The following is a 23961-nucleotide window of genomic DNA, read 5'->3' as shown; positions in this document are numbered from 1 at the left end:
TACATTTGTACCAGTTCTTTAAACAACAACTTATCAAGAAAGGCAGAGGGAATTGGCCCGATGAAGCCTTGGCAACCCATATCATCACTCGTTGATATGAAGGTGCCAAATCCGATCTCGTTCACGCGGGAGAAGATAAGTCAGAGTAAAGTTTGATTCAAAACGGTTCGCCGTTCTATATATTTCAAGCTCATCTGACTTAACAGATGAGCTTTTTTATGCTCATCAGTTAAGTCCACTCCTTCTCGATCAGTTGCACAAAAAAATATAACAACATCATTCACCCTTTCAAAAGAAAGGAACAAAACTGTTTAACATGAGCAACGCAACACAACTGATTCACAGCATTCCTGTTGACCCACTTACCGGTGCTATATCTGTGCCTATTTACCAAACATCCACTTTCGTTCAGGATGCTCCCGGTGTGAATAAAGGATATGATTATGCGAGAAGTGGCAACCCCACCCGCGCAACATTGGAATCATTGATTGCAAAACTGGAAAATGGTCAAACCGGATTGGCATTTGCCAGCGGATTGGCCGCTATCGATACAGTCATCAAACTACTGAAAACAGGAGATGAAATAGTTGCGGTGGATGATATTTATGGCGGTGCCTTTCGCTTATTCAACAATGTGTATGAACAGTTTGGCATTAAAGTACATTATGTCGACACTTCAGATATTGCCAAAGTGGTGGATGCCATTACTCCTCAAACAAAACTAATATGGGTGGAAACGCCTACCAATCCAACGCTCAAGATTTCTGATATCGCCGCGATTGCACAAGTAGCTAAAGCCAATGCCTGTTTACTTTGCGTGGATAATACTTTTGCTTCACCCGCCTTACAACAACCTCTTTCACTGGGAGCTGATATTGTAATTCATAGTGCTACCAAATACCTCGGCGGTCATAGCGATCTGATTGCAGGTATTGTAGTTGCCAAAGATAAAGTGGTAGGAGACCGATTGAAGTATCTGCAAAATGCCTGTGGAGCTGTTTTAGGTCCGTTCGACAGTTGGTTGGTGATCAGGGGCATTGAAACCTTGCATTTACGTATTCGTCAGCATTGTGCATCTGCACTTGAAGTAGCTAAGTTTTTGGAGCAACATCCGGCTGTTGACAAAGTATTTTATCCGGGATTGCCATCGCATCCCAATCACGACATCGCCAAAAAACAATCAAAAGGTTTTGGGGGTATTGTATCCTTCTCTTTAAAAAATGACACCGAACAGGCCGCTATTGATTTTGTAACACAGACACAGTTATTCAAACTGGCAGAAAGTTTGGGCGGTATCAAGAGCTTGATCTCACATCCTGCTAACATGACTCATAAATCTATTCCTGCTGAAAAAAGAAGGGCTGCAGGCGTATCAGATAGTTTGATTCGTTTATCCATTGGTTTGGAAGAAACAGAAGACCTGATACAGGATCTGGATCAAGCTTTTCAAAAATCAACATCATTGAATCATCAATTCTCATCAACATTAATAGCATAATCAATCATGGAAGCTCACAAGCAATTAACAATTGGATTATTTGGATTTGGCGTAGTAGGCGAAGGTCTTTACAAGGTTTTACAACAAACCCCATCACTGAAAGCATCTATAAAAAAAGTATGTATTCGTAACCCTGAAAAAAAGAGAGATGCGCCTACTTCTCTTTTTACTACAGATCGAACAATACTATTGAATGACCCGGAGATCAATGTGATTGTAGAAGTAATTGATGATGCTAAAGCTGCATTTGAAATTGTTTCAACTGCTTTGAACAATGGAAAAGCAGTAGTCAGTGCCAGTAAAAAAATGATTGCAGAAAACTTACCTGCTTTACTGCAACTACAAGAAGCAACAGGATTGCCTTTCCTGTATGAATCATCAGCCTGTGCCTCTATACCGGTGATCAGAAACCTGGAAGAGTATTATGACAATGATCTGCTTCATTCCATCAAAGCGATCGTGAATGGATCTACCAATTTTATTCTTACTAAAATGTTTGAAGACAAGCTCGATTTTCAATCGGCTTTGTTATTGGCGCAACAACTCGGATTTGCTGAAAGTAATCCTAAACTTGACGTAGAAGGTTATGATGCTTTGAATAAATGGGTGATTCTGCTGAACCATGCTTATGGTATTATTACCAGTCCGGAAGACGTTCTCTTTAGTGGTATTCAAAATATTCAGCTAAGTGATGCATTGGTTGCGAAAGAGAAACATTATGATATCAAGTTAATTGCTCAGGCAAAAAAATTGAAGAATGGTTCAGTAGCCGCATTTGTCTTACCACAGTTTGTAAAACTGGATGAGCCATTGTCATTTGTGAAAAACGAGTACAATGGTGTTGTAATTGAGAGCGGATTTGCAGACAAGCAGTTTTTTTATGGCAAAGGTGCCGGCAGCTTCCCTACCGCATCTGCGGTATTGAGTGATATATCAGCACTCAGGTATAATTACAGATATGAATACAAAAAACTATATCATCACCGACCACATGAACTGACCACTGATTATTACTTAAAAGTGTATGTTAGTTTTGATGACTGGAAATATATTTCCAAAGAAGATTTTGAATGGATTGAAGAATGGCATGCGGATGCAGAAAGAAAATATTTGGTAGGTGTATTACATGTCAGCAAACTGATCGAAGGAAGCTGGTGGAAGGAGAATAATACCTCACTGATCTTATCTACTGACCCCATCATTGATAACCTAGACATCATCAAACTAAAAAAGAAAAGTTTGGAATTGGCCGGAATTGTATGATCAGAAATCATAGAAAAGCGTTTTCCTTTTCTTAGCTTTGATCTATGAAGCAAACTACCAAGTACGCAATCCTGATTTCACTTGTTATAGGGATGGTACTTTTTTCGCTTTCATTTTGGCTGGGGAAAGAAAACGCTTTTTTATTACTCAATAATGATCTTGGACTGTCTGCGGACTATTTCTTCCAATATTGGACCCATACGGCAGATGGAGTTATATGGGTGCCCATTGTTTTATTGACATTTTTTTTCAAAAGGAGACCGCTATTACTGGTTATCAGTTCCATTGTTTTTTCTACCCTATTCGCCCAGCTGAGTAAAAATATTTTTTTCAAAGGAGTTCCTCGTCCTACCTTGGCGATACCGGATCATTCTTTATTTCATAGTGTTAACGGGGTAGAATTGCATAGTTTGAATAGTTTTCCATCCGGACATACCACTACTGCTTTTACCATTTTTCTTTTAGGGACTATACTCATCAATAAAAAATGGGTATTACCTGTTGGATTATTATATGCCATCCTAGCCGGCTATTCGCGCATTTATTTAGCACAACATTTTCCGATAGATGTAGCAGGAGGTATTATTGCCGCCATCTTAACGATTTTGATATCGATCACTATTCAAAACAAATGGGTCAAGAATTGACAGTAAAGTCACACAGACTTTAGACTATATCTGATTAGATTTGTAATTCAATCTTCTGACATGATGAAAAAAATAATTTTCAGTCTATTTATTTTTTGTGCCATCTGCTCTTTTGCACAAGATACTACCCAGCAAATCATGCCGGGTAGACAAAATGCCACTCATCAGCAGGATAAACCCTATGTGATTCTTATATCGGCTGATGGTTTCAGAAGTGATTTTGCTAAAAAATACGATGCAAAAAATTTGATTGCATTGGGAAAACAAGGTGTAGTAGCTGATTACATGCAGCCATCCTTTCCATCCCTTACCTTTCCAAATCATTATACGATTGTAACAGGTTTATACCCTGCGCATCATGGTCTAGTAGACAATAGTTTTTATGATCGTGGGCGTCAGCAAACCTATGGTATGCAGGACAAGAAGATGGTAGCGGATCCATACTGGTATGGGGGAACCCCGTTATGGGTGTTAGCAGAGCAACAACAAATGATTGCTGCTAGTTTTTATTGGGTAGCGTCTGAAGCTCCTATACAACAATTACCGCCTACCTATCATTATTTTTACAATGAAAAAATTGGTATCGATCAACGTATTGAAACGGTGAAACAGTGGCTGGCTTTACCGAAAGATAAAAGACCGCATTTTATTAGTTTTTATTTCCCAGAAGTAGATCATGCAGCACACAGTTTTGGCCCTGATAGTAAAGAAACAGCTGAAGCAGTTCAATTTGTAGATGAAAGCATTGGAAAACTTCAAGCAGTTGCTGCTGCATCCGGATTACCGGTAAATTTTGTTTTTGTTGCCGATCATGGTATGGCAAAAGTAGATCATCAAAATACCATTCCCTATCCGTTGATAGATACGACATTGTTTTCCATGAATTCAGGTAGTGCTGTATTACAATTGTATGCAAAAGACAAAAATGCCATCACTCCATTTTATGAGACTTTGAAAAAGAATGCTATAGATTATGATGTGTATTTAAAATCAAACATGCCTGTTAATTTACATTACAGCACTGCCGATGATCGTTACAATAGAATCGGCGATATCATTCTTTTAGCTCGTCTCCCCAAGGTTTTCAATAGAGCTGGACGCCCTACTGGTCCGGGAAAACATGGTTATGACCCTCATCATCCCGATATGCGTGCCAGCTTTCAGGCATGGGGTCCCGCTTTTAAAAAAGACTTACGTATTCAGGGATTTGAGAACATTCATGTTTATCCATTAATTGCAGATATACTCGGACTGCAATATGATGCAGCAAGAATTGATGGGAAAGCAGAAATACTTAGAGCAGTATTAAATAAGAAACAAGAAACAGGGAACAAGTAAGGCACAGGGTATAAGATTCAAGATCGATGCTTTCACCTTCTGCTGTAAATATTAGCTCTTACAACCTCCTTATCTCTTATTTCTCATTCTCTTATTCGCCGGACTAAAGTCCGGCGCTATTTAAACTTGAGTATTATCTCTTGGAACTTTCTTGTCCCTTGTTTCTTATTTCTTGTTTCGTATTTCTTGTTTCGTATTCTATCATCCTAGTCTTCCCAACGCCATTCCCCTGCTATTTTTAGCGGTTCTTTAAGATTGTTTTTTAATAAGAACTCTCTGGTTTCAGCATCGGTAAAGTGTTTCGCTTTGATGATATCTGTATCTGCAATACCATATAACAACATGGCATTGAATCTGACCGTATTCTTCATTCCTTGTGGATCTACCAATTTAAAATCGTCACAATCTGCATGATAACAAGGGCCAGCATTATTGGGTAATCTACCCCCTGCTGCACCTCCTGTTGGAACACCATGCAACATAAATGGTTGATGATCGCTATGCAATCCGGCTCCACTTCTGAAAATGTTGGTGAAACTAGTATCTATACTTTTTGCAATGGCGCCTATCGATTGAAACAATTCTTTACTTTCTTCAGCAGTAGTTGAATAGCCTTTAGGATCGTTGGTCATATCATAGTTCAGCATATAACGCAACTGATCAATGGTTTTATTTTTAACAGCTTGCTCTACATAAGCTTTTGAGCCTAACAAACCTTCTTCCTCTCCCATGAACATTACGAATTCAATGGTGCGTTGTGGTTGTAATTTTAAAACTTTGAAAGTACGTGCCATATCCAGTACCGAAAAAGATCCGATACCATTATCAATAGCACCGGTTGCTAGATCCCAGCTATCTAAATGTCCCCCCACTACAATTTTTTCATTCGGTAGTGTTTTTCCTTTGATGGTAGCAATTACATTTCTTGCTTTGATCATGCCGGAAAAATTGGTCATTTTGATATGTGCAAAGTGCGTAGCTTTTGCTACTTCAGCTTTGAAAGCCATTCCATCTTCTTTACCAATACAAACTGCAGGAATAGGTATTAGTTTTCCTGTTACCGATGCAGTGCCTGTTAATAAAATTCCACCATCTGCTGTATTGATGATAATAATTCCTTTTGCTCCATATTTGGTGGCCAATGCAGTTTTCTCTGAACGATGTAAACTTCTGGTACCCGGCTTAGAACCTGGCAATACACCTAAGTATACCAGTGCAATTTTTCCGGTTACTTTTCCGGGATTGGCTAAATAGTCTTCTTCCAATCCATTGCCCATATCTGCTACTTCAAGTGTAACATCTGCAGCTACGGGAGAATGTGCCAAGGAAACAGATTTCACCTCCTTTAAAGCAGATGTATTGGTTCCGATCTGAACAGATAAAGTTCCTCTGCTCCAACTTTCTACTTCAAAAGGTTGATATTTTACATCTTTAAATCCATAGGATTTTAGAAGATTGTATGCATAGGCTTCAGCTTTTTCTCCATTCTTCGAACCGGTGAGACGATGACCAATGGTTTCAGTGGCATCTTTTAAAGCACTATAGGCTTTTGAGTTTTGCTGTACTTCATCATTAATGGTTTTAAAAATAGTATTCCACTCTTGTTTTGCCTGTGCAAGAGTCAAAGTATTGATCAACAGCATCGCTGCTAATCCGATAGTTAGTTGTTTGATCATATCAGATATTTATGAACGTGAAATTTATAGATTATTACGGAACATGAACAGAATAATCTATAAATAGCCTATTTACCTGATTTTATCGGTGTTGGACCGAACATATACATTGCCTGAAGGGATATGTACATATTTAATATCTTAGTCCCGTATGAATAAACACCAAAGAACATATTGGATCTTTCAAACAGCGGGATGGTCTCTCTACTGCTTGATCTATATTTTCTTTTATTTATCCATACGTGCTGCTCCACAGCCTCATTTTTTTGAGCAATTACTCACCCATGTTTTTATTGGATTTTGGCTAACCCATATTATGCGCATGGTCATTCAGCGATTGGGGATCCTAAAACTTAGTCTGCAGAAGCAGATATTTTCTTTGAGTATACTCTCTTTGATATTTTCATTTTTTATTGGTGTTAGTATTGTTGCTACAGAATCGTGGATGGATATTCAATCTTTTGATCTCGCCAGTTTCTCTTTTCTGGATATCGCGATCCGATTTGCATTTTCCTATTTCCATTTTGTACTAATCTGGAATCTACTATACTTCGTTTATCATTTTGTACAAAAAACCAGAGAACAAAATATAGAACAAGCCAAACTGGAGAACCTATTGAGTGAATTAGAAATCACTACTTTAAAATCGCATATCAATCCGGAGTTCTTATTCAATAGTTTGAATGGTATTCGATCACTCGTTACAGATGATCCTGTAAGAGCCCGGAAAGCCATTACCATGTTGAGTAATATTTTGCGCAACAGTATTCAGGTTGACAAGGCTGAAAAAACGCTTTTTGAAAAAGAGTTATCAATCATCAAAGATTATATTGCCCTAGAACAGATTCGTTTTGCAGACCAGCTATTTGTTCAATATGATATTGAAGAAGATACTTTAGACCAGCCTGTTCCTGCAATGGTGATGCAGTATCTTGTAGAAAAAGCAATTCGACATGGTTTTGACGATCAAATTAAGACAGGTAGTATTCATATTTATTCTGAATACAAGGAGGACTTACATTGCTTTGGTGTCATTAGCTCAGGCAACTTCTCGAATTACTTAGAACAGGAAAATGAACATTTGAGTGAGATCAGAAAACGTATTTATAGTATCTATGGACAAAAAGCGCGTATTCTAGTAGACAACCCTGAAGCGGGTATGATCAAAGCCGCTGTTTGTATCCCTTTATAGAATTCTGTTTCTCTACTCAAGCGCTTCTCTCTTATTCAAATAATGCTGTAATAAAGTAATCTGATTTTTTGTACGTTCATAATTATGTGTCGGGTACCGGATTTGGTAATACTGATCCCCATTCAAAAAATCAGTCATGAAACGAAGTGCCTGCATGTAAATCATGATAGCACCTGCATCAAAAAAAGATTGTCGTTCTTTTTCTGTGAGAATATCTCCCATACCTTGCGCATATCCATCTACAATGGCTTTATACATATCGGTTCGTACCTGAATTAAACTCAGGTTTTTTTCTTCCTCGTTCACCGGAGATAAATATGTTCGGAACATATCACCCAGATCACTGAAGAAATAACCCGGCATCACCGTATCCAGATCGATTACACATAGTCCATGATGATTTTGATCGAATAAAATATTACTGATCTTGGTATCATGGTGCGTCACCCTCACTTTGAATTCCGGATCAATCAGTATAGATCGATAAGTTTGTTCAATAAAAGAGCAGGATGCCAATAAAGCTATCCATTTTTCAGCCTCTAGGATACGTTCTTGTAAGCCATTACGAAGTGCTTGCTGAAATTGTTCATATCGAAACGAAAGATCGTGAAAATTTTTGATCGTTGTATGTAGCCGGGAACAATCAAAATTGGCAAATTGTCTGGTGAAGTTCCCAAACTGAAAAGCCGCTTCTTTTGCTTGTTGAACATTCTCTACTACTGTGATCGTTTGTGAATTTGGGATATAGACAAACAATCGATAAAAATTTCCATCTTGTTGTACTAAAGTAGTTCCATCCGACGCGCTCAGCGGCTTTACAAATAGGTATTGGGGATTAAAGGATTGAATATACCTACCTAGTTGCTCAATATTCTCTTGAATCCATTCAGGTTGTTGAAAAACAGTGGTATTGATTCTTTGAAGAATCCAGGTATTGTTGCCGTTACTTAGTTTCCAGGTATGATTGATCAACCCATTACTAATTGTACTTACTTCTACTGAAAGATCATGTAAGTCATACGCTTTCAATACCGATATGGGAGGAATATGATTTGACATAGCATGTATCAATATTCATCATTCAATGCAAATATGGGCTTTCGATACATCCATTGCCCGCCGGTGAAATCAGGGAATGGAACAGTCTGATTACCTAAACCAATGGATTGTTCACTCAATGGTGTAATCGCACTCCAACTAGCTGCATCATATACATCCATAGGCGTTGCTTGTTTTCTTTTAATGGATTCTATAAATGAGTGGATCACAAAAAAATCCATACCGCCATGTCCCGCACCATCTGTTTCCTTACTCCATCTTTTCCATAAAGGATGATCATATTTATCTAACCATTCTTTACTATTATCCCATTGATGTGCTTTGGCCGATTTACCTTCCAGATAAATCCCCTTGTTTACATCCATCCAGATTCCTTCGGTTCCTTGCACCCTAAAACCCAAAGAGTAGGGTCTTGGTAAGTTGGTATCATGCTGCAATAAAATGGTTTCGCCATTGGCACAAAGAATATTTGTGGTAACTACATCTCCCAACTTAAATTTCACTTTGGCATTGGGATGGTTTTCACCTCCATTCTTTACAATATGATTGTGCAAGCCTCTTGCTTTGGAAGCAAATGAAGACAATGAAACAAAACGATTCCCACGATTGATATTGATATAGTGAGCAACCGGACCAATACCATGTGTTGGATATAAATCTCCGTTTCGATTCACAGAATGAGCCGTACGCCATGCAGCTTCAGAAAATCCTTTTTCACCAAACTCTACACCATGACCATAAGGATGAATTCCATCATTGAATTTCACTTCCCGAAGATCATGTTGATAGCCTCCCTGTAAATGAATCAACTCTCCAAACAAGTTCTGTCTAACCATATTCAATACCGCCATCACATCTCTTCTATAACAAACATTTTCCAGCATCATCACATGCGCTTTTGCAGATTCTGCAGCACGTACCACTTCCCAATGATCTTCCAAACTAATGCCAATCATTACTTCAGAGCCAAGATATTTGATACCTGCTTGAATGGATCCGATAATCATTTCTTTATGCCATTCCCATGGAGTAGCGATGATGATACCGTCAAGCTGATGGGTTGTAATCATTTTCTTCCATGCATAAGGGTCTCCCGTAAATACCTGTGGCATAGCTTTACCACTCTTCGTAATCATGGCTTTAGCTGATTCCAGCATTTTATCATTGATATCACAAATGGCTACTAGCTCTGTATCAGCTCTGCGTAAGATCAAGTCCAAATGATTTTGTCCACGAAGACCTGTTCCAATAATGGCTAGACGTACTTTTTCTGCTTTTGTTTCAGCATAGGTGTTGATGGAAGGAAGTACAGTCATAGCAGCAGCTGTTAATCCTGTCTGTGCAATAAATTTTCTTCTTAACATGGCATTTATTTTAGACAACCACAATGTAAGGGATAAAAAATAAAATAGTAAGTGCTATCCAAAGAATACCTATTCAGATAATCCCAGATTACTATTTAAAAAAAATCGCCTGATCAAAAAGATCAGGCGATAAAAATAAAATGATACAATACTAATTCTTCGGACGGAAGGATCGAATCGGTGGAGTAGGTTCTTTCTTCAATTCAATTCCTTGTGTAGGCATTAAACGTAAAGCTTCTTGAACAGCTCTTTCCAATTGTGGATCTCGTCCCTCGATGATCACTTTTGGATCATGAAACACTTCAATATCAGGCGCCACACCTTCTGCTTCTACAGCCCATTTACCATCTGTATCAAAGAACCCTCCTCTGGGTGCCACCATTCTTCCACCATCGATGAACGGCGGTGTATCCCAAGTACCTACCAGTCCACCCCATGTTCTTGTTCCTACCAATGGACCCAGTTTCATCTTTCTAAACATATACGGTAACAGATCACCACCTGATCCTGCATTTTCATTAATGATCATCACTTTAGGACCCCAAATTCCAGCCATCGGTGTGGTTGAAACGCGATGCCCTTCTACCCTGTTATTGAAGTATCCTTGTAATTTTCTACTCATCACATCAATCATATAATCAGCAGCAGATCCTCCACCATTATTTCTTTCATCAATGATGGCACCTTGTTTATCCTGTTGAGAAAAATAATAACGATTGAATGAAGTATATCCGGGATCACCTGTATTCGGCACATATACATAAGCCAGTTTGCCTCCGGATAATGCATCTACTTTTCGACGATTGCCTTCTACCCAATCGCGAGAACGCAGTGCGGCTTCATTGGCAATGGGAACAACTGTTATCAATTGAGAGCCTTCTAAAGTAGGCTTACTATTCACCCTGATTTTAATTTGTCTATTGGCAGTGCCTTCAAACAAACGATACAAGTTCATGGATGCATCCAATTTTTCTCCATTCACTTCCAGCAAATAGTCTCCCGCTTTTACATGGATACCCGGACCACTCAACGGCGATCTTAATTCAGGATTCCAATTTTCACCGGTATATATTTTTTTGATCTTGAAATAACCATTATCTACTTGATAGTCTGCACCCAATAATCCACCCGGAATAGTGGGCACATCCGGGAAATCACCACCACTCACATAAGAATGTCCAACTGCTACTTCTCCACTAATAATATCAATGATATAGTTAAGGTCTGATCTGTGTTTTACATGTTTTACCCAAGGCTTGTACCACTCATAGATCTTATCCCATGGTGCACCATGTACATTATCCACATAGAGAAAATCTCTTTGCAAACGCCATCCTTCCTTATAGATCTGTTCTGCTTCTTTACCGGGATCCACATATACTTTCATGGCATCGGTTGCCAATCTGCCTTCACCCGGACGAGGAGCTGCCGACGTACCAACGATGTACCATCCGGCACCTGAACGATACAATAAATTTTTGCGATCAGCACTGGTAACTGCACTATTCACAGCTCTAGCAAACTCAATCGTTTTTTGATCTTTCGTACTGAATCTATTCAATACTACACCAGGCTGATTGGGTATTGCTTCCATATAAAACACGGTGCCATCAGGTCCTGCTACTAAGCCTGTATAATTTCTCAATGGAATATTCGCAGCAATGATTCGCTGATCCAATCCATCAAAATCAATTTTCACTTGAACACCGGAAGCGGCTGTTGGTTTTGTTTGTTTAGAACCGGTATCAGCAGGGTTCTTCACGGGTTCATCATCACTTTTGGGTTCTAATGGAGATGCTGCATCTTTACTCAGTACTGCAATGTATAATGTACGTGTTACCGGATAATTGTAATTACTCATATCCAACCAACCTGTTGCCAATCCAAAATCAGTACTTGCTAAAAAGTATAAGTACTTACCAGTTTCATCCCATTGCGGATCAATAGCATCAGATAAACCATCCGTTAATTGCCTACTCACACCGGTTTCAAGATTGTATACTTTTACTGCTTTGAACTGATTGTTCTGCAACTGAACATACGCAATCCATTTACTATCCGGTGACCAAACAGGCTTCATGGTTCTGTTAGGATGCGCATAACGATCGGTATCTACCTTTTTAATGGTACCTGTTTTCACATCCATGTACCAGATATTATAATCGGTATCTGTAAATGCAATGTATTTACTATCAGGCGACCAGGCAGGTGTGAAATAAAATTTCTTATTCGGAATCGGAAATGCTTGTGCCTCTTGTAATCCAAACTGATCTCTTACCATTAACTGATATTCACCACTGGCATCTGAAAACCAAGCAAGTTTTTGTCCATCAGGCGACCAAATAGGTGATCTGTCAGCAGCACCTGTAGAGTTGGTGATATTTCTCCAATCTCCATTTTCTTTGGGTACGGTAAATATTTCCCCTCTACTCTCAAACAGTGCTCTTTTCCCCGTAGGAGATAAACTCGCATTAATCAGACTACCCCCACTAAGATTATTCCAACGAGGGCGACCCCAATTCAGATCAGCTTTCACATGAATCTCCAGCTTTTGTGTTTTTTGTGTTGTAATATCATAGCTATGTAAATAACCTCCTTGCTCATAGATCAATTTATTATTGGCAGCAGAAACATTTTTGATATCAAAATCTTTATGAAACGTGATCTGTTTTTGTGCTTTTGTTTTCGGATCATACGACCACACATTATTGATATAATCCTGTTCAGATAAGAAATATAAAATACCATTGTTCCAGGTCGGACTACTATGTCTTTCTCTATCTCCTTGTTTCGTTTTTACTGTTTCAAAGGTTTTCATATTGAATAACCAGATGGGCTGTGCCTGACCACCACGATAGTTTCTCCATTCAGGATCCCACAAACTATAAGGCAGGTATGCCATGGTTTGTCCGTCAGGAGATAAAGTACCGGAGAAACCAAAAGGTAAAGGCATGGCAGTTGGCGTTCCTCCTTTGACACTGACTGTAAAGAACTTGGTATTCACAGTGGGATATCCTTCTCTGCCGGAAGTAAAGTAAACACCCGTTCCATCAGGCAACCAGCCATGAACAATATCAGCACCGGGATGCCATGTCATTCTTTTTGGTTCGCCACCATCAATCGAAACAATATATACATCCGTATTACCATCATACTGACCGGTAAAAGCTACCCATTTACCATCAGGACTGATTTTAGGATTGAGTTCTGTTCCCATAGCGGATGTTAATCTACGGGCATCTCCACCATTCATAGTAGTGACCCAAATATCATCTGCATGTACAAAGACGATATGATCTTTACTGGCATTGGGTTGACGAAGTAACATAGTACCTTGCGCAAACAAAGTACCATATGTACTTAAGAGTACAAGGCAGAAAACTATTCTGCAAATACCGAAATATTTATTTTTCATATGGTTGGTTTTCAAATAAGCGATTCGTTTATAATCTTACTATATTAAAATGCATTTCTAAAAAATATGCTATCGTTTTCTATAGTGTTATTGCTGCTTTTATTCATAAAGACCAGTTGGATGAACTTTCTTACCGCCTACAACTGTCAACTCCACTTTTGTTTTATAAATATCTTCCGGTTTGATCTTAAAAAGATCTTGTGAGAGTACAATAAAGTCCGCCAGGTACCCTTTTTTAAGTTGCCCTTTTTCTTGTTCATCAAAAGAACCATAAGCAGCACCTGCGGTATAGGCATACAAGGCATCTTGCAAATTGATTTTTTGTGCAGGAATCCAGCCACCAACAGGCTTACCATCTGTTGTCATTCGGTTCACTGCATTATGGATACCTCGAATGGGGTTTAAACTGATACAAGCAGGCCAATCGCTACCAAATACCAATTTGGTTTTGTTTTGCAGAAATGATGCCCAAGGAAATGACAAGGGTAATCTTTGTTCTCCTACTGCTTTACTCCACACATCAATGGTTCCGGGATATGCATGAATGGGTTGCATAGAAGGCAATACACCGAGTTGATGAAATCTTTCAATATCCACTGTGGTGGTCATTTCAATATGTTCAATTCTGTGTCTTTTATTTTGTTGTCCGTTGGTAGCCATGGCTTTTTCATAAGCATTCAATACAGATCGTACAGAAGCATCGCCAATAGCATGTGTATAGATTTGAAATCCTTCTTGATCCAATCGATTCACCCATTTTTCATATTGATCAATTGGTATGGCATATTGACCTCTGTAAATACTATCCAATTGTAATAAGTCGCTATAGGGATCAATCATTACTGCTGTATGTGATTCGATCACGCCATCCAATAAAAATTTAATAGCTGTTGTTTTCAACCATTTTGGATTTTTGTTTTGTGACCTAATCGATTTCCAGCCGATGATATCTTTTTCGTTGGGACTTCTTCCGGCACTGAATGCAATAGAAGTTCGTAGAGTGAGTTGATCAGTTCTCAGTAATGAATCATACAATTCATATTCTTCTCTGGAACCACTTGCATTCTGAATACTGGTAATTCCCAGAGCAGCAGCATACTTTAATCCTGTTAGTAATGCATTGAACTTGGCTGCTTTATCAGGCCCCGGTACAAATCGAGTTACCAAGCCTGTTGCACTTTCCTTGAAAGCACCGGTAGGCTCTCCATTTTTATCTTTCACCAATTCACCAAAACCTTTGAATGTTGTTTCTTTCGTAATTCCTGCAATAGATAATGCTTTACTATTGGCCCAGCCGCTATGACCATCATAGGCTTTTAAATAAACAGGTCTGTCTGGAATGACGGCATCTAACATTTGTTTATTGGGTAATCCTCCGGGGAATAAACTGTATTGCCAGCCGCCACCGGTGATCCAAGGTAGTTCAGGATGTTTTTTCGCATAGTCAGCAATCATCTGAATTGCTTCTTGCATGGTTTTAGCGTCTACAAGATCTACGACTGTTAAACCTAAGGAGCCGGATAAAAAATGAACATGTCCGTCATTGAATCCGGGCATCATCATTTTTCCTTTCAGATCAATTACTTTGGTGGAAGCATTTTTAAACTGATTCAAATCAGCATTGGAACCTACTGCCAGAATTCTATCTCCTTTTACTGCTAATGCTTCTACAAAAGGAAGGGAAGGGTCAGTAGTCCAGATATGTCCATTGATATACAATTGATCAGCGATATCCGTAACCAACGGATCTTTTTTCATGGATAGCAGTGCAAGGACAGCTAATAAAAGCAGCAGTAGGGTTTTTCTCATACGAGCAATTAAAGGATATCTAATGTAGGCAATTTTTTTCTCTGCATCATCTCCCTCTATTGCCAAAGGCAAAAGATTGGGGACGTTGCGGTGACCGAACCGAGACAACCTATGGTTTTATTTTACACGATCACTTTTGTTTCAGTATGTTTAAATCTACTATTAAACACAATCACCCTATCTGTGTAACACCGCAATGTCCCCTCTCTCGCCCAAGGCGAGATCGAGAGACGATGCGACGAACTTCCTTTTTATTTGGACACCCTGCGAAGAAGAAAAATGTGAGATATCATAGAGAAGAAAATTTCAAAATTTTAACAGTTAAAAAAAATGTTATATGAATAAAGGGTTCGTATATTTAAACAATTGGTGCAAGACATAAAAGAATACATACTAACAAAGAGAAGAATTAAAATGCTAGAATCAATTTTATGTAAAACTTCTTCCCTTTTGTCTTATGATATATAATAGCCTTCAAAAAAAAGGATATTGCTAAAATAAGCGTCAATAATGAAATACATTATCTATTTACTCCTATTCATCAATCAAGTTCATGCCCAAAGAATTGATTTTATTGAAAAATTTGAACTGGATAATATTATTCAAAAATCAGATAAGCCATTGATCTTAATTGATTTTTATACTACATGGTGTGGTCCATGCAAACGAATGGATCGTGAGGTATTTACAGATAGTAGCATTATAAAGCAAGTCAATTCAAACTGTATTTCTTTGAAAGTAAATGCTGAGGAAGGACAAGGAATTTCATTAGCGAAGAAATATAATGTTACTTCGTATCCAACATACCTTTTTCTGAATAATCAAGGAGTTTTAGTTTACAGAACGGTTGGATACATGTCATCCTATGATTTTAGTCAGCAAATTGCAAATGCCATAATAGAATCAAAAGAAAGTATTACAGTTCTTGAGTTAGACAGTCTATTTAAGCAAAAGAGTCACGATCTTTTATTTTTAAAAGATTACTTAAGTCGAAGAACGAAACTGAAATTAGATAACTCAGATTTGCTTGACCATTATATTCAACTACTACCACGAGAAGAACGAATTAGAACTGAGACCCTTCAACTTCTGATAGACAATGGAAATCGGATCAATAAGAGTTTACAAGTAGGGATCGGACTTGAAACTCTTATAGATAATAAGCAAAAATTACAATCGCTAAAAAATGCTTACCCGATTGAATATTATATTGAAAATGCAAGAAAAAAGACTTTAGGCAAAGCCATTGAATTTAAAAGTGATAGCCTCTTAAATCTGGTATTAAAGTATACTGATAAAAAAAATATTTTTGACAATATATCAACAGTCAAGCTCAAGTACTTCTCTGGCCTTAACAATAAAACTAAGTTTTATAAAGAAGCAGATTCCTTTATAAAAAACCAACTCTCTAAATACACGCTCAAAAAAATGGCTGCCCTAGATAGTATTGTTTTGTTAGAACTTATAAATAGCGAAGACTATAAAGATGCAACTCCTGAAGAGATACAAGAGGCAAAGCTAGATTATAAACATACTCAAAGTGTACAATTTGTTAGGCTGTACAATTCAATAACAGATTATATCATAGATAATGATAACAATATAGATCATCTTTTAGCTGCAAAAAAATGGGCAAAAAATGCTTTAGATATTTGTTTACTTGATACCACTTACTTCAAAAACATATATCCACATTCATTGAATAATCTGGCTAAAGTACATTATAAGCTTAAAGATCAAAAGGAAGCTATTCGATATCAGACTTTAGCGATTGCTGCATCAAAAGTTTTAGAAGAAAGTGATGCAACAGAAATGTATCAAAAACAGCTTATGCAGATGAAAAAAGGAAAGCTGATTGTCCAATAATTATCGCGTATATTATACACAGTCAATTATTGATTTTACTTTTTATATCAACTCCTGATTTTAAACACTCCTAGCAAAAGAATATAAATTATATAAATGCAGCGACCGGTATTACTGACATATCAAAAAAGAATTATGGTACGCATCATCCTCATTTTACTACTAGCTATACCTTTCAATATTGTATCTGGCTTTCAGTATAGTAATGATAAAATGGTATACATAGAAATAAAAGATTCTTCAGTACTAATAAATGATGGCAGTAAATATAAGTTGAACTTTGAATTCACAAATAAAGAAGGAGAGAGAAACAATCTAAAATTACTGAAAGGAGAAAATAAAATTTATTCAGCTACTCCACTCACGATAATACAACAGGAAGATGCTACCAATTGCCCATATATTCTATATCCAGGTGAACGAGTTGAAATAAGCCAAGATAATCAAGGCGTTTTACACTTTAACAATAAACTAGACAATAAAAGAACAAATGACTTGAACTTTTTAAATGAGATGATTCATGAAACGGATATCTTTTGTCCTTCTACTAGATTACTAAATGTCATAAGCTTACGTGAATTAAAATCCAGAGCTACTCAAATTGAACATCTTAAGAAGAAAAGACTATCCTTTCTGATTTCATACAACCATTCAAAAAAAATGACTGATGAGTATAGAAAAATTGCACATGATTTTATTCATCAGTTTGCCATTTTAGATTCAATATATTTATTTAGTAAACTTAAGAGCTTAGAACGCTCCTCCAGTTTGTTTAAATCTTGGGAAAGAAGAACTTTTAAAAAAATTGTCAGTCAAAAAGATTTAAATGCTGATGCTGCAAATACTATATTGGTAAAAATTACCGAAACATTTATTTATTTTAAACTTTTCAATACTACACAGCCTTATATCAAAGACAGTAGCCAACTACATGTAGCTTTTGATTTAATACAGTCTAGCTTTAAAAATTTATCACGATCGTTTCTATTATCGAGACTTATAAACTTATCTGTGCAACTAAGCATCCCTGTAAAAGACCGATACTATCAAACCTATATACAATACCCTTTACCTTATGTACAGATACCCCTCCGTAGTCTAGAAGAGCTCTCGAATGAGCAGTGGACGATAGTCAAATGAATATCGAATGAATATCGGACCTATAACGGACTTGTAACGCACTTATAACGGAGGAAAAGCGCAGCAGTGCTGATTGTCTTGTACTGAAGAAGAAGGAATAAGAACATATCTTATTATTTCCTTTAAGAGGCTGTTAGATCAGGCTATGACTACAAAGGTTTTTCCGGCAGAAAATCTCGGGGAGAACATTTGAATATTTTAGCCAACGCATTCAAGTGTGTGAGATTATATTTATCTCTGCGTTTGGGGCTTTCGACATGACCAATAAAACTATCGCTCATATTTAACTTCTGCGACAAAGCCATTTGAGTCATTCCGTTTTCTACACGAAAATCTTTCACTCTTTGAATAACGAAGCGATCTATTTTATTTGTTTCTGCCACAGTTGGCAAGTGAGACAAAATGTGCAAAAAAATCAAAGGGATATGTCCCTTTATATGATAATTTCAGTATATTTACTCAGAATTTTTAAATTGCGATTCTTCATATAAGCTATTGAAGCATTCGCTTTGAGTCTCGCTATAGAAACCTAGGAAATTTCAACATGCATGAGACAATAAGTGGAATGCCCACGTTACGGCGTGGGCTCTCTTATTCGTGCATGGGTCTCCTAGGACCTCTATAGCGGTAAGTTGAGTTCCACGTCCTTTTTTCAGACCTCTCTTACACAAAGACTCCCCAACATTATTGATCATAAAAGCTATACGCATGAAACCATGCCGCTTGGATACAATGTTATGGGTGATTCGTTCCGGTGTTTCAAAAGAAACACTGGATGCTATTCTTTGTCATTTACTCAAACGAAAAATATTTAGGGAGAAAGAAGGTTTACCTACCTACCGTCCACATCTGAAAATCATTACGCGTCGCCAAGGTTTTAAAATGAAAAACCACGTTATCCTCGTTCATCCACTTGGTACTGCCTGGTGTTTACTCAAAACCCAGTATGCCAAAAAACCAAAAAATCCGGTGTAGCCATTAGAGCGTCTGCTCATCCTTATCCTCACTTTATTGCTCACTAATTAACTGTAAAAAATGCGAAAATTTTGCTTACTGGCATTGCTATGCCCATTACTTGGCTGGACACAAATTCATCAACCATCCAATAGAATATTAACCGGTACAATCTATCAAACAACCAATGGTACTCCCATATATCTGGTGAGTCTGACCTTGAAAAAAACAGGAAAAAAAACACGCTCAGATGAAAATGGATTTTTTAGTCTCGGCAATTTCACCGGATCAGATACCCTGATCGCTACTCATATGGGTTATCAACTGTTACAAATCACATTAGATGAAAACACCACTTTTCCTCTACGATTATTCATGGAGCCCATGGTACAAAACTTGGAAGAAGTCATTGTCAATACCGGCTACCAAACCACACCGAAAGAAAGAGCCACCGGTTCTTTTGTCAAAATTGACAATCAATTGCTAGAAAGGAGAGTTGGTAGTAACATTTTGGATCGTCTGGATGGTATTGCTGGCTCCCTCCTTTTCAATCGCAATAGAAATCCCAGCGTCAATGAATCTCCCATCATGATCAGAGGAAGAAGTACACTATTTGCCTCTACTGAGCCGCTGATCATCTTAGATAATTTTCCCTATGATGCAGATATATCTACCATCAACCCCAACGACATAGAAGATATCACCATACTGCGAGATGCTTCAGCTGCATCTATATGGGGAGTACGTGCCGGAAACGGAGTGATCGTTATCACCACCAAAAAAGGAACCCAATCCGCAAAACCGGTATTTCGTTTCAACATGAACAGCACTTTCCATGAACGACCCAATCTCCGGTATCAACCAGTAACCGATGCACGTGAATACATGGGTTTAGAAACTTTTCTTTTTGACCGTGGCCATTATAATGGACGTATCAATACACCTCATCTTTCCCTCTCGCCGTTGATTACCATGCTGGCTCAAAGAAGAGCAGGAATTATTACAGCAGCAGATTCTTTACAGCTTGTCAACAACCTGATCCAGCAAGATTATCGAAAAGACTTGAATGATCATTTTTATCGACCATCCATGAACCAACAATACACACTTTCAATGGATGGTCGTCATAACTTGGGTCAATACCATTGGGCAATCGGTTATGATAAGAACCAAGGAGATTTGATCGGCAACCAAAATGAACGATTCACACTCCGCACACGCCAACACTGGCAAATACTCCCTTCGAAATTAGAATCTACAACAGATTTAACACTCACCAATACCAGAACAATCACGTACAATGATATCACCCTTACCAGCTATCCGATTTACACCGATCTGGTAGACCCACAAGGTACAGGTCTACCTGTGTATCGTGATTATAGAAGTCAATGGCTGGATACCATTGCGCAGCGACAATTATTGGATTGGACCTATCGTCCCTTAGATGATAGAGATCATGTTAGCAATCGATCCATGCTTACAGACCTGCGTTTATTACAAACTTTCAACTATACTTTCAAAAAAGGTTGGGGACTTAGTTTAAGTTATCAGTGGCAACAAGGAAATCAACATGGGCATCAACACAGATCCCGACAGTCCTATTTTACCAGAGATCTTATCAACCGTTTTACGGTTCCCAATTATATAACCGGTGTACCTACCAGACAAATACCCATTGGTGGGATCATGGATAGATCCATCACGCAGTATTATTCGCATAATCTGCGATTACAAATGAATTATACAACAACCATTGCTGAAAAACACAGCATAACTGCAGTGGCTGGTGCGGAAGTAAGAGATTATCATAACAGTAATACAAGTTTCAGGCGGTACGGTTACAATGAAGAAAATCAAACAGATATACCTGTGAACTCCGTTTCACAATTACCCACTTTACCCATCGGAAACCCGGGAAGTATTGCAACGGGTAATACACAAAGAAAATTAACCGATCGCTTTGTATCCTACTTTTTGAATGCAGGATATGTACTGAACCAACGCTATCTGGTGAATCTTAGCATTCGAAAAGATGAGTCCAATATTTTCGGAGTTAATGCCAATCAAAGAGGGGTACCACTATGGTCAATGGGGCTGGGATGGAATTTGCATAAAGAGTCATTCATACAAAAGTTAAAGTGGGTGAATCAATTGAAATTAAGAACAACCTATGGTTTTAATGGCAATCTGGATAAATCAACAACAGCTTTCACCACAGCAGGTATTGGATTGGGTAGTGTGTTTGCCCAACCTGCATCTTTTATCATTAACCCTCCGAACCCCAATTTGTCTTGGGAAAGAATTGGCATGTGGAATACAGCAGTAGATTTTGCATTATGGAATCAACGCATTTCCGGATCCATTGAATACTATATAAAATCTGGTAAGGATTTGATTGGTAACAGTCCTGTTCCTACTCAAACAGGTGTAGCACAATTCAGACAAAATATCGCCAATCTGGAAACCAAAGGATGGGACCTGAATCTGCATATCCAAGCTATGCGAAAAAAATGGCGTTGGGACATTCATTTACTCTACAGTCATTCTCAGGATATTGTAACCAAATATTTAGTAACCCCGCAACAGGCTAAATCCTATCTCAGCTCAATGCCTTTAAACCCTTTGCAGGGTAAACCTTGGTCGGCTGTTTTTGCATACCCATGGGCAGGATTGAGCAGTAACAACGGGGATCCATTGGGAATCATACAAGGACAGCCCTCCAATAATTATTCTGCATTGGTGACACCGGCTTCTTTTGCCGATTTAAAATATTTTGGTTCAGGTAGACCCACTTCTTTCGGAAGTATCCGAAACGATTTATCATGGGGCAGATTTGCTTTCTCATTCAATATCGTGTATGAATGGGGATTTTACTTTAGAAGATCCTCTGTTGCTTATAACACACATTACAGCAGCATGATACAATATGGCAACCTCGTACATGGTGATTACATGATGAGATGGCAAAAGCCGGGAGACGAAAAAAATACACAGGTTCCTTCCAGGGTGTATCCGGCAGTTCCGGCAAGAGATGAGTTCTACCAATACGCAGAAGTTTTGGTTGAAAATGGAAACCATATTCGATTAAGAGATACGCGACTCTCTTATGATTTACCTGTTCATAAATGGCAAAACAAAATCATTAAAAGAGCACAACTGTATGGCTATATCAACAATATAGGCATCATTTGGAGAGCCAATCAACAGGGCATCGATCCCAACCACGTTACCGGAAATCCTACACCAAGGTCTTATGCCTTAGGTATCAATGTTGATTTTTAACCCTCAAAAAAAAGATCATGAAAATAAAAAACATCATTACCATCCTATATATTTCTACCATCGCATGGATGACTTTCGCTTGTTCAAAAAAAGAATTTTTAGAAAAGAAACCCAATAGTGGTATCATCATACCCACTTCCTTGGAAGAGCTGAGATGGTTACTTGACAATACCAATATTTTTACCTTTTCACCGGGCTTGGGTGAACTCTCTGCTGATAACTATTATCTCTCCTCTACCAACTGGTTGGCTGCAAACCTATTGGAAAGAAATGCCTATAGTTGGGAGAAAGATTTGTATGCTTCAATTCGACAAAACAGTGATTGGTCTGTTCCTTACCAACAGGTATTGTATGCAAATATCGTTTTGGAACAATGTGAGAAGATCAAACCGCTCCAATCAGAGCAACCACTTTTGAATGATATAAAAGGATCCGCCTTGTTTTTGCGAGCCTATGCATTTACAAGTCTTTTACAACATTTTGCACCGGCCTATCATCCACAGACTGCAACAACACAATTGGGTATTCCGCTCAGAACAAGTACCGACATTAATAAGATTTTTACAAGGTCCTCACTGAAACAAGGATTTGATCAAGTAGAAACGGATCTAGCAACAGCAGTCAGATTATTATCTCTTCAGCAACCCATTACAGAAAAAAATCGACCTTCTAAAGCTGCTGCTTATGGTTTATTGGCAAGGGTTTGTTTGTACACCAAACAATACGATCGCGCATTACTTTTTGCAGACAGCAGTCTACAGTTGTACCGGTCATTGATAGATTACAATACCATCAGTGCAACTGCTGTCACCCCATTTCCAAGATCAAACGATGAAACCATCTACTATTGCCAGGCCAACAATTATAGTTTGTTACAAACTATTTCTGCTGTAGCATGGGCAGATACAACACTTTACCGCTCCTATGCAACCAATGACCTTCGCAGGAATATTTTCTTTAGAAGCATTTCCGGAAATGATATCGGATTCAAAAGAGGATATAGTGGAACTGTTTTTGTCTTTACCGGATTGGCAACGGATGAAATCTACTTAATAAGAGCAGAAGCCTATGCTAGGGCAGGTAATACCCAAGCAGCCATGACAGATCTTAATACTTTATTAGCCAAACGATTCCGCATAGGCACTTTTCAGCCATTGACTGCCATCAATGCAAATGATGCTTTGAACAAAGTGCTGACGGAAAGAAGAAAAGAATTGGTATGGCGTGGACATCGTTGGTTGGATCTCAAAAGATTCAATAGTGAAGGTGCATCTATTAGCTTGATTAGAGTCTTAAATGGCAATACGATCACGTTGCCACCCAATAGTCCCCTGTATACCCTGCCCATACCGGCAGAAGAAATCGAGCAAAGCCAAATTCAACAAAATCCCAGATAACCCTTTAAATCAATCATATGTATACCATTCATAAAAGCATCCTTTTAATCACTTGCTT

At 38.2% G+C, this 23961-nt stretch carries 16 protein-coding genes and 1 riboswitch; of the genes, 10 read left to right on the top strand and 6 right to left on the bottom strand.

Features of this window, described 5'->3' with window-relative positions:
* Window positions 1-27: 27 nt before the first annotated feature.
* Window positions 28-142: riboswitch (SAM riboswitch) on the top strand.
* Between the two features lie 174 nt (window positions 143-316).
* From ACTIEV_RS02145 to ACTIEV_RS02130, 4 genes are read left to right on the top strand one after another with little or no spacing between them, the layout of a single operon-like run.
* Complete coding sequence (locus ACTIEV_RS02145; RefSeq protein WP_322196043.1) at window positions 317-1498, top strand: cystathionine gamma-synthase; 1182 nt, start codon at window positions 317-319, stop codon at window positions 1496-1498.
* Window positions 1499-1504: 6 nt separating this feature from the next.
* Entirely contained in the window at window positions 1505-2761 is a 1257-nt protein-coding gene (locus ACTIEV_RS02140; RefSeq protein ID WP_322196042.1) for a homoserine dehydrogenase, read from the top strand.
* 44 nt (window positions 2762-2805) lie between these two features.
* On the top strand, window positions 2806-3408 hold the full coding sequence (locus ACTIEV_RS02135) for a phosphatase PAP2 family protein (RefSeq protein WP_322196041.1): 603 nt from the start codon (window positions 2806-2808) through the stop codon (window positions 3406-3408).
* A 60-nt stretch (window positions 3409-3468) separates the two neighbouring features.
* Window positions 3469-4746, top strand: coding sequence for an alkaline phosphatase family protein (locus ACTIEV_RS02130; protein WP_322196040.1), 1278 nt, complete (start codon window positions 3469-3471; stop codon window positions 4744-4746).
* Window positions 4747-4952: 206 nt separating this feature from the next.
* On the opposite strand, the gene ACTIEV_RS02125 is transcribed toward ACTIEV_RS02130, so the two are convergent.
* Window positions 4953-6422 (bottom strand): M28 family peptidase, encoded by a 1470-nt coding sequence (locus ACTIEV_RS02125; protein ID WP_322196039.1) that lies wholly within the window; start codon window positions 6420-6422, stop codon window positions 4953-4955.
* A gap of 151 nt (window positions 6423-6573) precedes the next feature.
* On the opposite strand from ACTIEV_RS02125, the gene ACTIEV_RS02120 reads away from it, so the two are divergent.
* Complete coding sequence (locus ACTIEV_RS02120) at window positions 6574-7614, top strand: sensor histidine kinase (protein WP_322196038.1); 1041 nt, start codon at window positions 6574-6576, stop codon at window positions 7612-7614.
* 12 nt (window positions 7615-7626) lie between these two features.
* Here the strand turns inward: ACTIEV_RS02120 and ACTIEV_RS02115 are convergent, their stop codons facing one another.
* The 4 genes from ACTIEV_RS02115 to ACTIEV_RS02100 form a co-directional block, all read right to left on the bottom strand.
* Window positions 7627-8673 carry a phosphotransferase enzyme family protein gene (locus ACTIEV_RS02115; RefSeq protein WP_322196037.1) on the bottom strand — a complete coding sequence of 349 codons (1047 nt, stop codon included), beginning with the start codon at window positions 8671-8673 and terminating at the stop codon, window positions 7627-7629.
* An 8-nt stretch (window positions 8674-8681) separates the two neighbouring features.
* A complete protein-coding gene (locus ACTIEV_RS02110) occupies window positions 8682-10037 on the bottom strand; it encodes a Gfo/Idh/MocA family protein (RefSeq protein ID WP_322196036.1) in 1356 nt (451 codons plus the stop codon).
* Between the two features lie 151 nt (window positions 10038-10188).
* Window positions 10189-13452: a S41 family peptidase gene (locus tag ACTIEV_RS02105; protein ID WP_322196035.1), complete on the bottom strand. Its 3264-nt coding sequence runs from the start codon at window positions 13450-13452 to the stop codon at window positions 10189-10191.
* A 99-nt stretch (window positions 13453-13551) separates the two neighbouring features.
* Entirely contained in the window at window positions 13552-15261 is a 1710-nt protein-coding gene (locus tag ACTIEV_RS02100; RefSeq protein WP_439515972.1) for an amidohydrolase, read from the bottom strand.
* Window positions 15262-15771: 510 nt separating this feature from the next.
* Here ACTIEV_RS02100 and ACTIEV_RS02095 point away from each other — a divergent pair.
* Window positions 15772-17127 (top strand): thioredoxin family protein, encoded by a 1356-nt coding sequence (locus tag ACTIEV_RS02095; protein WP_322196033.1) that lies wholly within the window; start codon window positions 15772-15774, stop codon window positions 17125-17127.
* Window positions 17128-17262: 135 nt separating this feature from the next.
* A complete protein-coding gene (locus ACTIEV_RS02090; RefSeq protein WP_322196032.1) occupies window positions 17263-18267 on the top strand; it encodes a hypothetical protein in 1005 nt (334 codons plus the stop codon).
* A 149-nt stretch (window positions 18268-18416) separates the two neighbouring features.
* Here ACTIEV_RS02090 and ACTIEV_RS02085 read toward each other — a convergent pair whose 3' ends face one another.
* Window positions 18417-18650, bottom strand: a complete 234-nt coding sequence (locus ACTIEV_RS02085) for a helix-turn-helix domain-containing protein (protein WP_322196031.1) — start codon at window positions 18648-18650, stop codon at window positions 18417-18419.
* 325 nt (window positions 18651-18975) lie between these two features.
* Between ACTIEV_RS02085 and ACTIEV_RS02080 the strand changes: the two genes are divergently transcribed.
* From ACTIEV_RS02080 to ACTIEV_RS02070, 3 genes are read left to right on the top strand one after another with little or no spacing between them, the layout of a single operon-like run.
* Window positions 18976-19242: a hypothetical protein gene (locus ACTIEV_RS02080; protein ID WP_322196030.1), complete on the top strand. Its 267-nt coding sequence runs from the start codon at window positions 18976-18978 to the stop codon at window positions 19240-19242.
* Window positions 19243-19302: 60 nt separating this feature from the next.
* The gene (locus tag ACTIEV_RS02075; protein WP_322196029.1) at window positions 19303-22506 is read left to right on the top strand and encodes a SusC/RagA family TonB-linked outer membrane protein; all 3204 of its coding nucleotides are present in this window, start codon (window positions 19303-19305) and stop codon (window positions 22504-22506) included.
* Window positions 22507-22523: 17 nt separating this feature from the next.
* A complete protein-coding gene (locus ACTIEV_RS02070; RefSeq protein ID WP_322196028.1) occupies window positions 22524-23903 on the top strand; it encodes a RagB/SusD family nutrient uptake outer membrane protein in 1380 nt (459 codons plus the stop codon).
* Window positions 23904-23961: the final 58 nt, after the last annotated feature.

The organism is Sediminibacterium sp., from assembly GCF_051861365.1.
In the GTDB taxonomy this organism is placed as follows: domain Bacteria; phylum Bacteroidota; class Bacteroidia; order Chitinophagales; family Chitinophagaceae; genus Sediminibacterium.
Note: the sequence above shows the minus strand (reverse complement) of the source record. Positions and strands in the feature narration are given on the sequence as shown.

Coding starts and splice junctions, on each gene's coding strand:
- ACTIEV_RS02115 (WP_322196037.1), bottom strand. CDS start 8,673: ATGTCAAATCATATTCCTCCCATATCGGTATTGAAAGCGTATGACTTA.
- ACTIEV_RS02140 (WP_322196042.1), top strand. CDS start 1,505: ATGGAAGCTCACAAGCAATTAACAATTGGATTATTTGGATTTGGCGTA.
- ACTIEV_RS02135 (WP_322196041.1), top strand. CDS start 2,806: ATGAAGCAAACTACCAAGTACGCAATCCTGATTTCACTTGTTATAGGG.
- ACTIEV_RS02110 (WP_322196036.1), bottom strand. CDS start 10,037: ATGTTAAGAAGAAAATTTATTGCACAGACAGGATTAACAGCTGCTGCT.
- ACTIEV_RS02120 (WP_322196038.1), top strand. CDS start 6,574: ATGAATAAACACCAAAGAACATATTGGATCTTTCAAACAGCGGGATGG.
- ACTIEV_RS02075 (WP_322196029.1), top strand. CDS start 19,303: ATGCGAAAATTTTGCTTACTGGCATTGCTATGCCCATTACTTGGCTGG.
- ACTIEV_RS02100 (WP_439515972.1), bottom strand. CDS start 15,261: ATGAGAAAAACCCTACTGCTGCTTTTATTAGCTGTCCTTGCACTGCTA.
- ACTIEV_RS02070 (WP_322196028.1), top strand. CDS start 22,524: ATGAAAATAAAAAACATCATTACCATCCTATATATTTCTACCATCGCA.
- ACTIEV_RS02130 (WP_322196040.1), top strand. CDS start 3,469: ATGATGAAAAAAATAATTTTCAGTCTATTTATTTTTTGTGCCATCTGC.
- ACTIEV_RS02105 (WP_322196035.1), bottom strand. CDS start 13,452: ATGAAAAATAAATATTTCGGTATTTGCAGAATAGTTTTCTGCCTTGTA.
- ACTIEV_RS02095 (WP_322196033.1), top strand. CDS start 15,772: ATGAAATACATTATCTATTTACTCCTATTCATCAATCAAGTTCATGCC.
- ACTIEV_RS02145 (WP_322196043.1), top strand. CDS start 317: ATGAGCAACGCAACACAACTGATTCACAGCATTCCTGTTGACCCACTT.
- ACTIEV_RS02090 (WP_322196032.1), top strand. CDS start 17,263: ATGGTACGCATCATCCTCATTTTACTACTAGCTATACCTTTCAATATT.
- ACTIEV_RS02080 (WP_322196030.1), top strand. CDS start 18,976: ATGAAACCATGCCGCTTGGATACAATGTTATGGGTGATTCGTTCCGGT.
- ACTIEV_RS02125 (WP_322196039.1), bottom strand. CDS start 6,422: ATGATCAAACAACTAACTATCGGATTAGCAGCGATGCTGTTGATCAAT.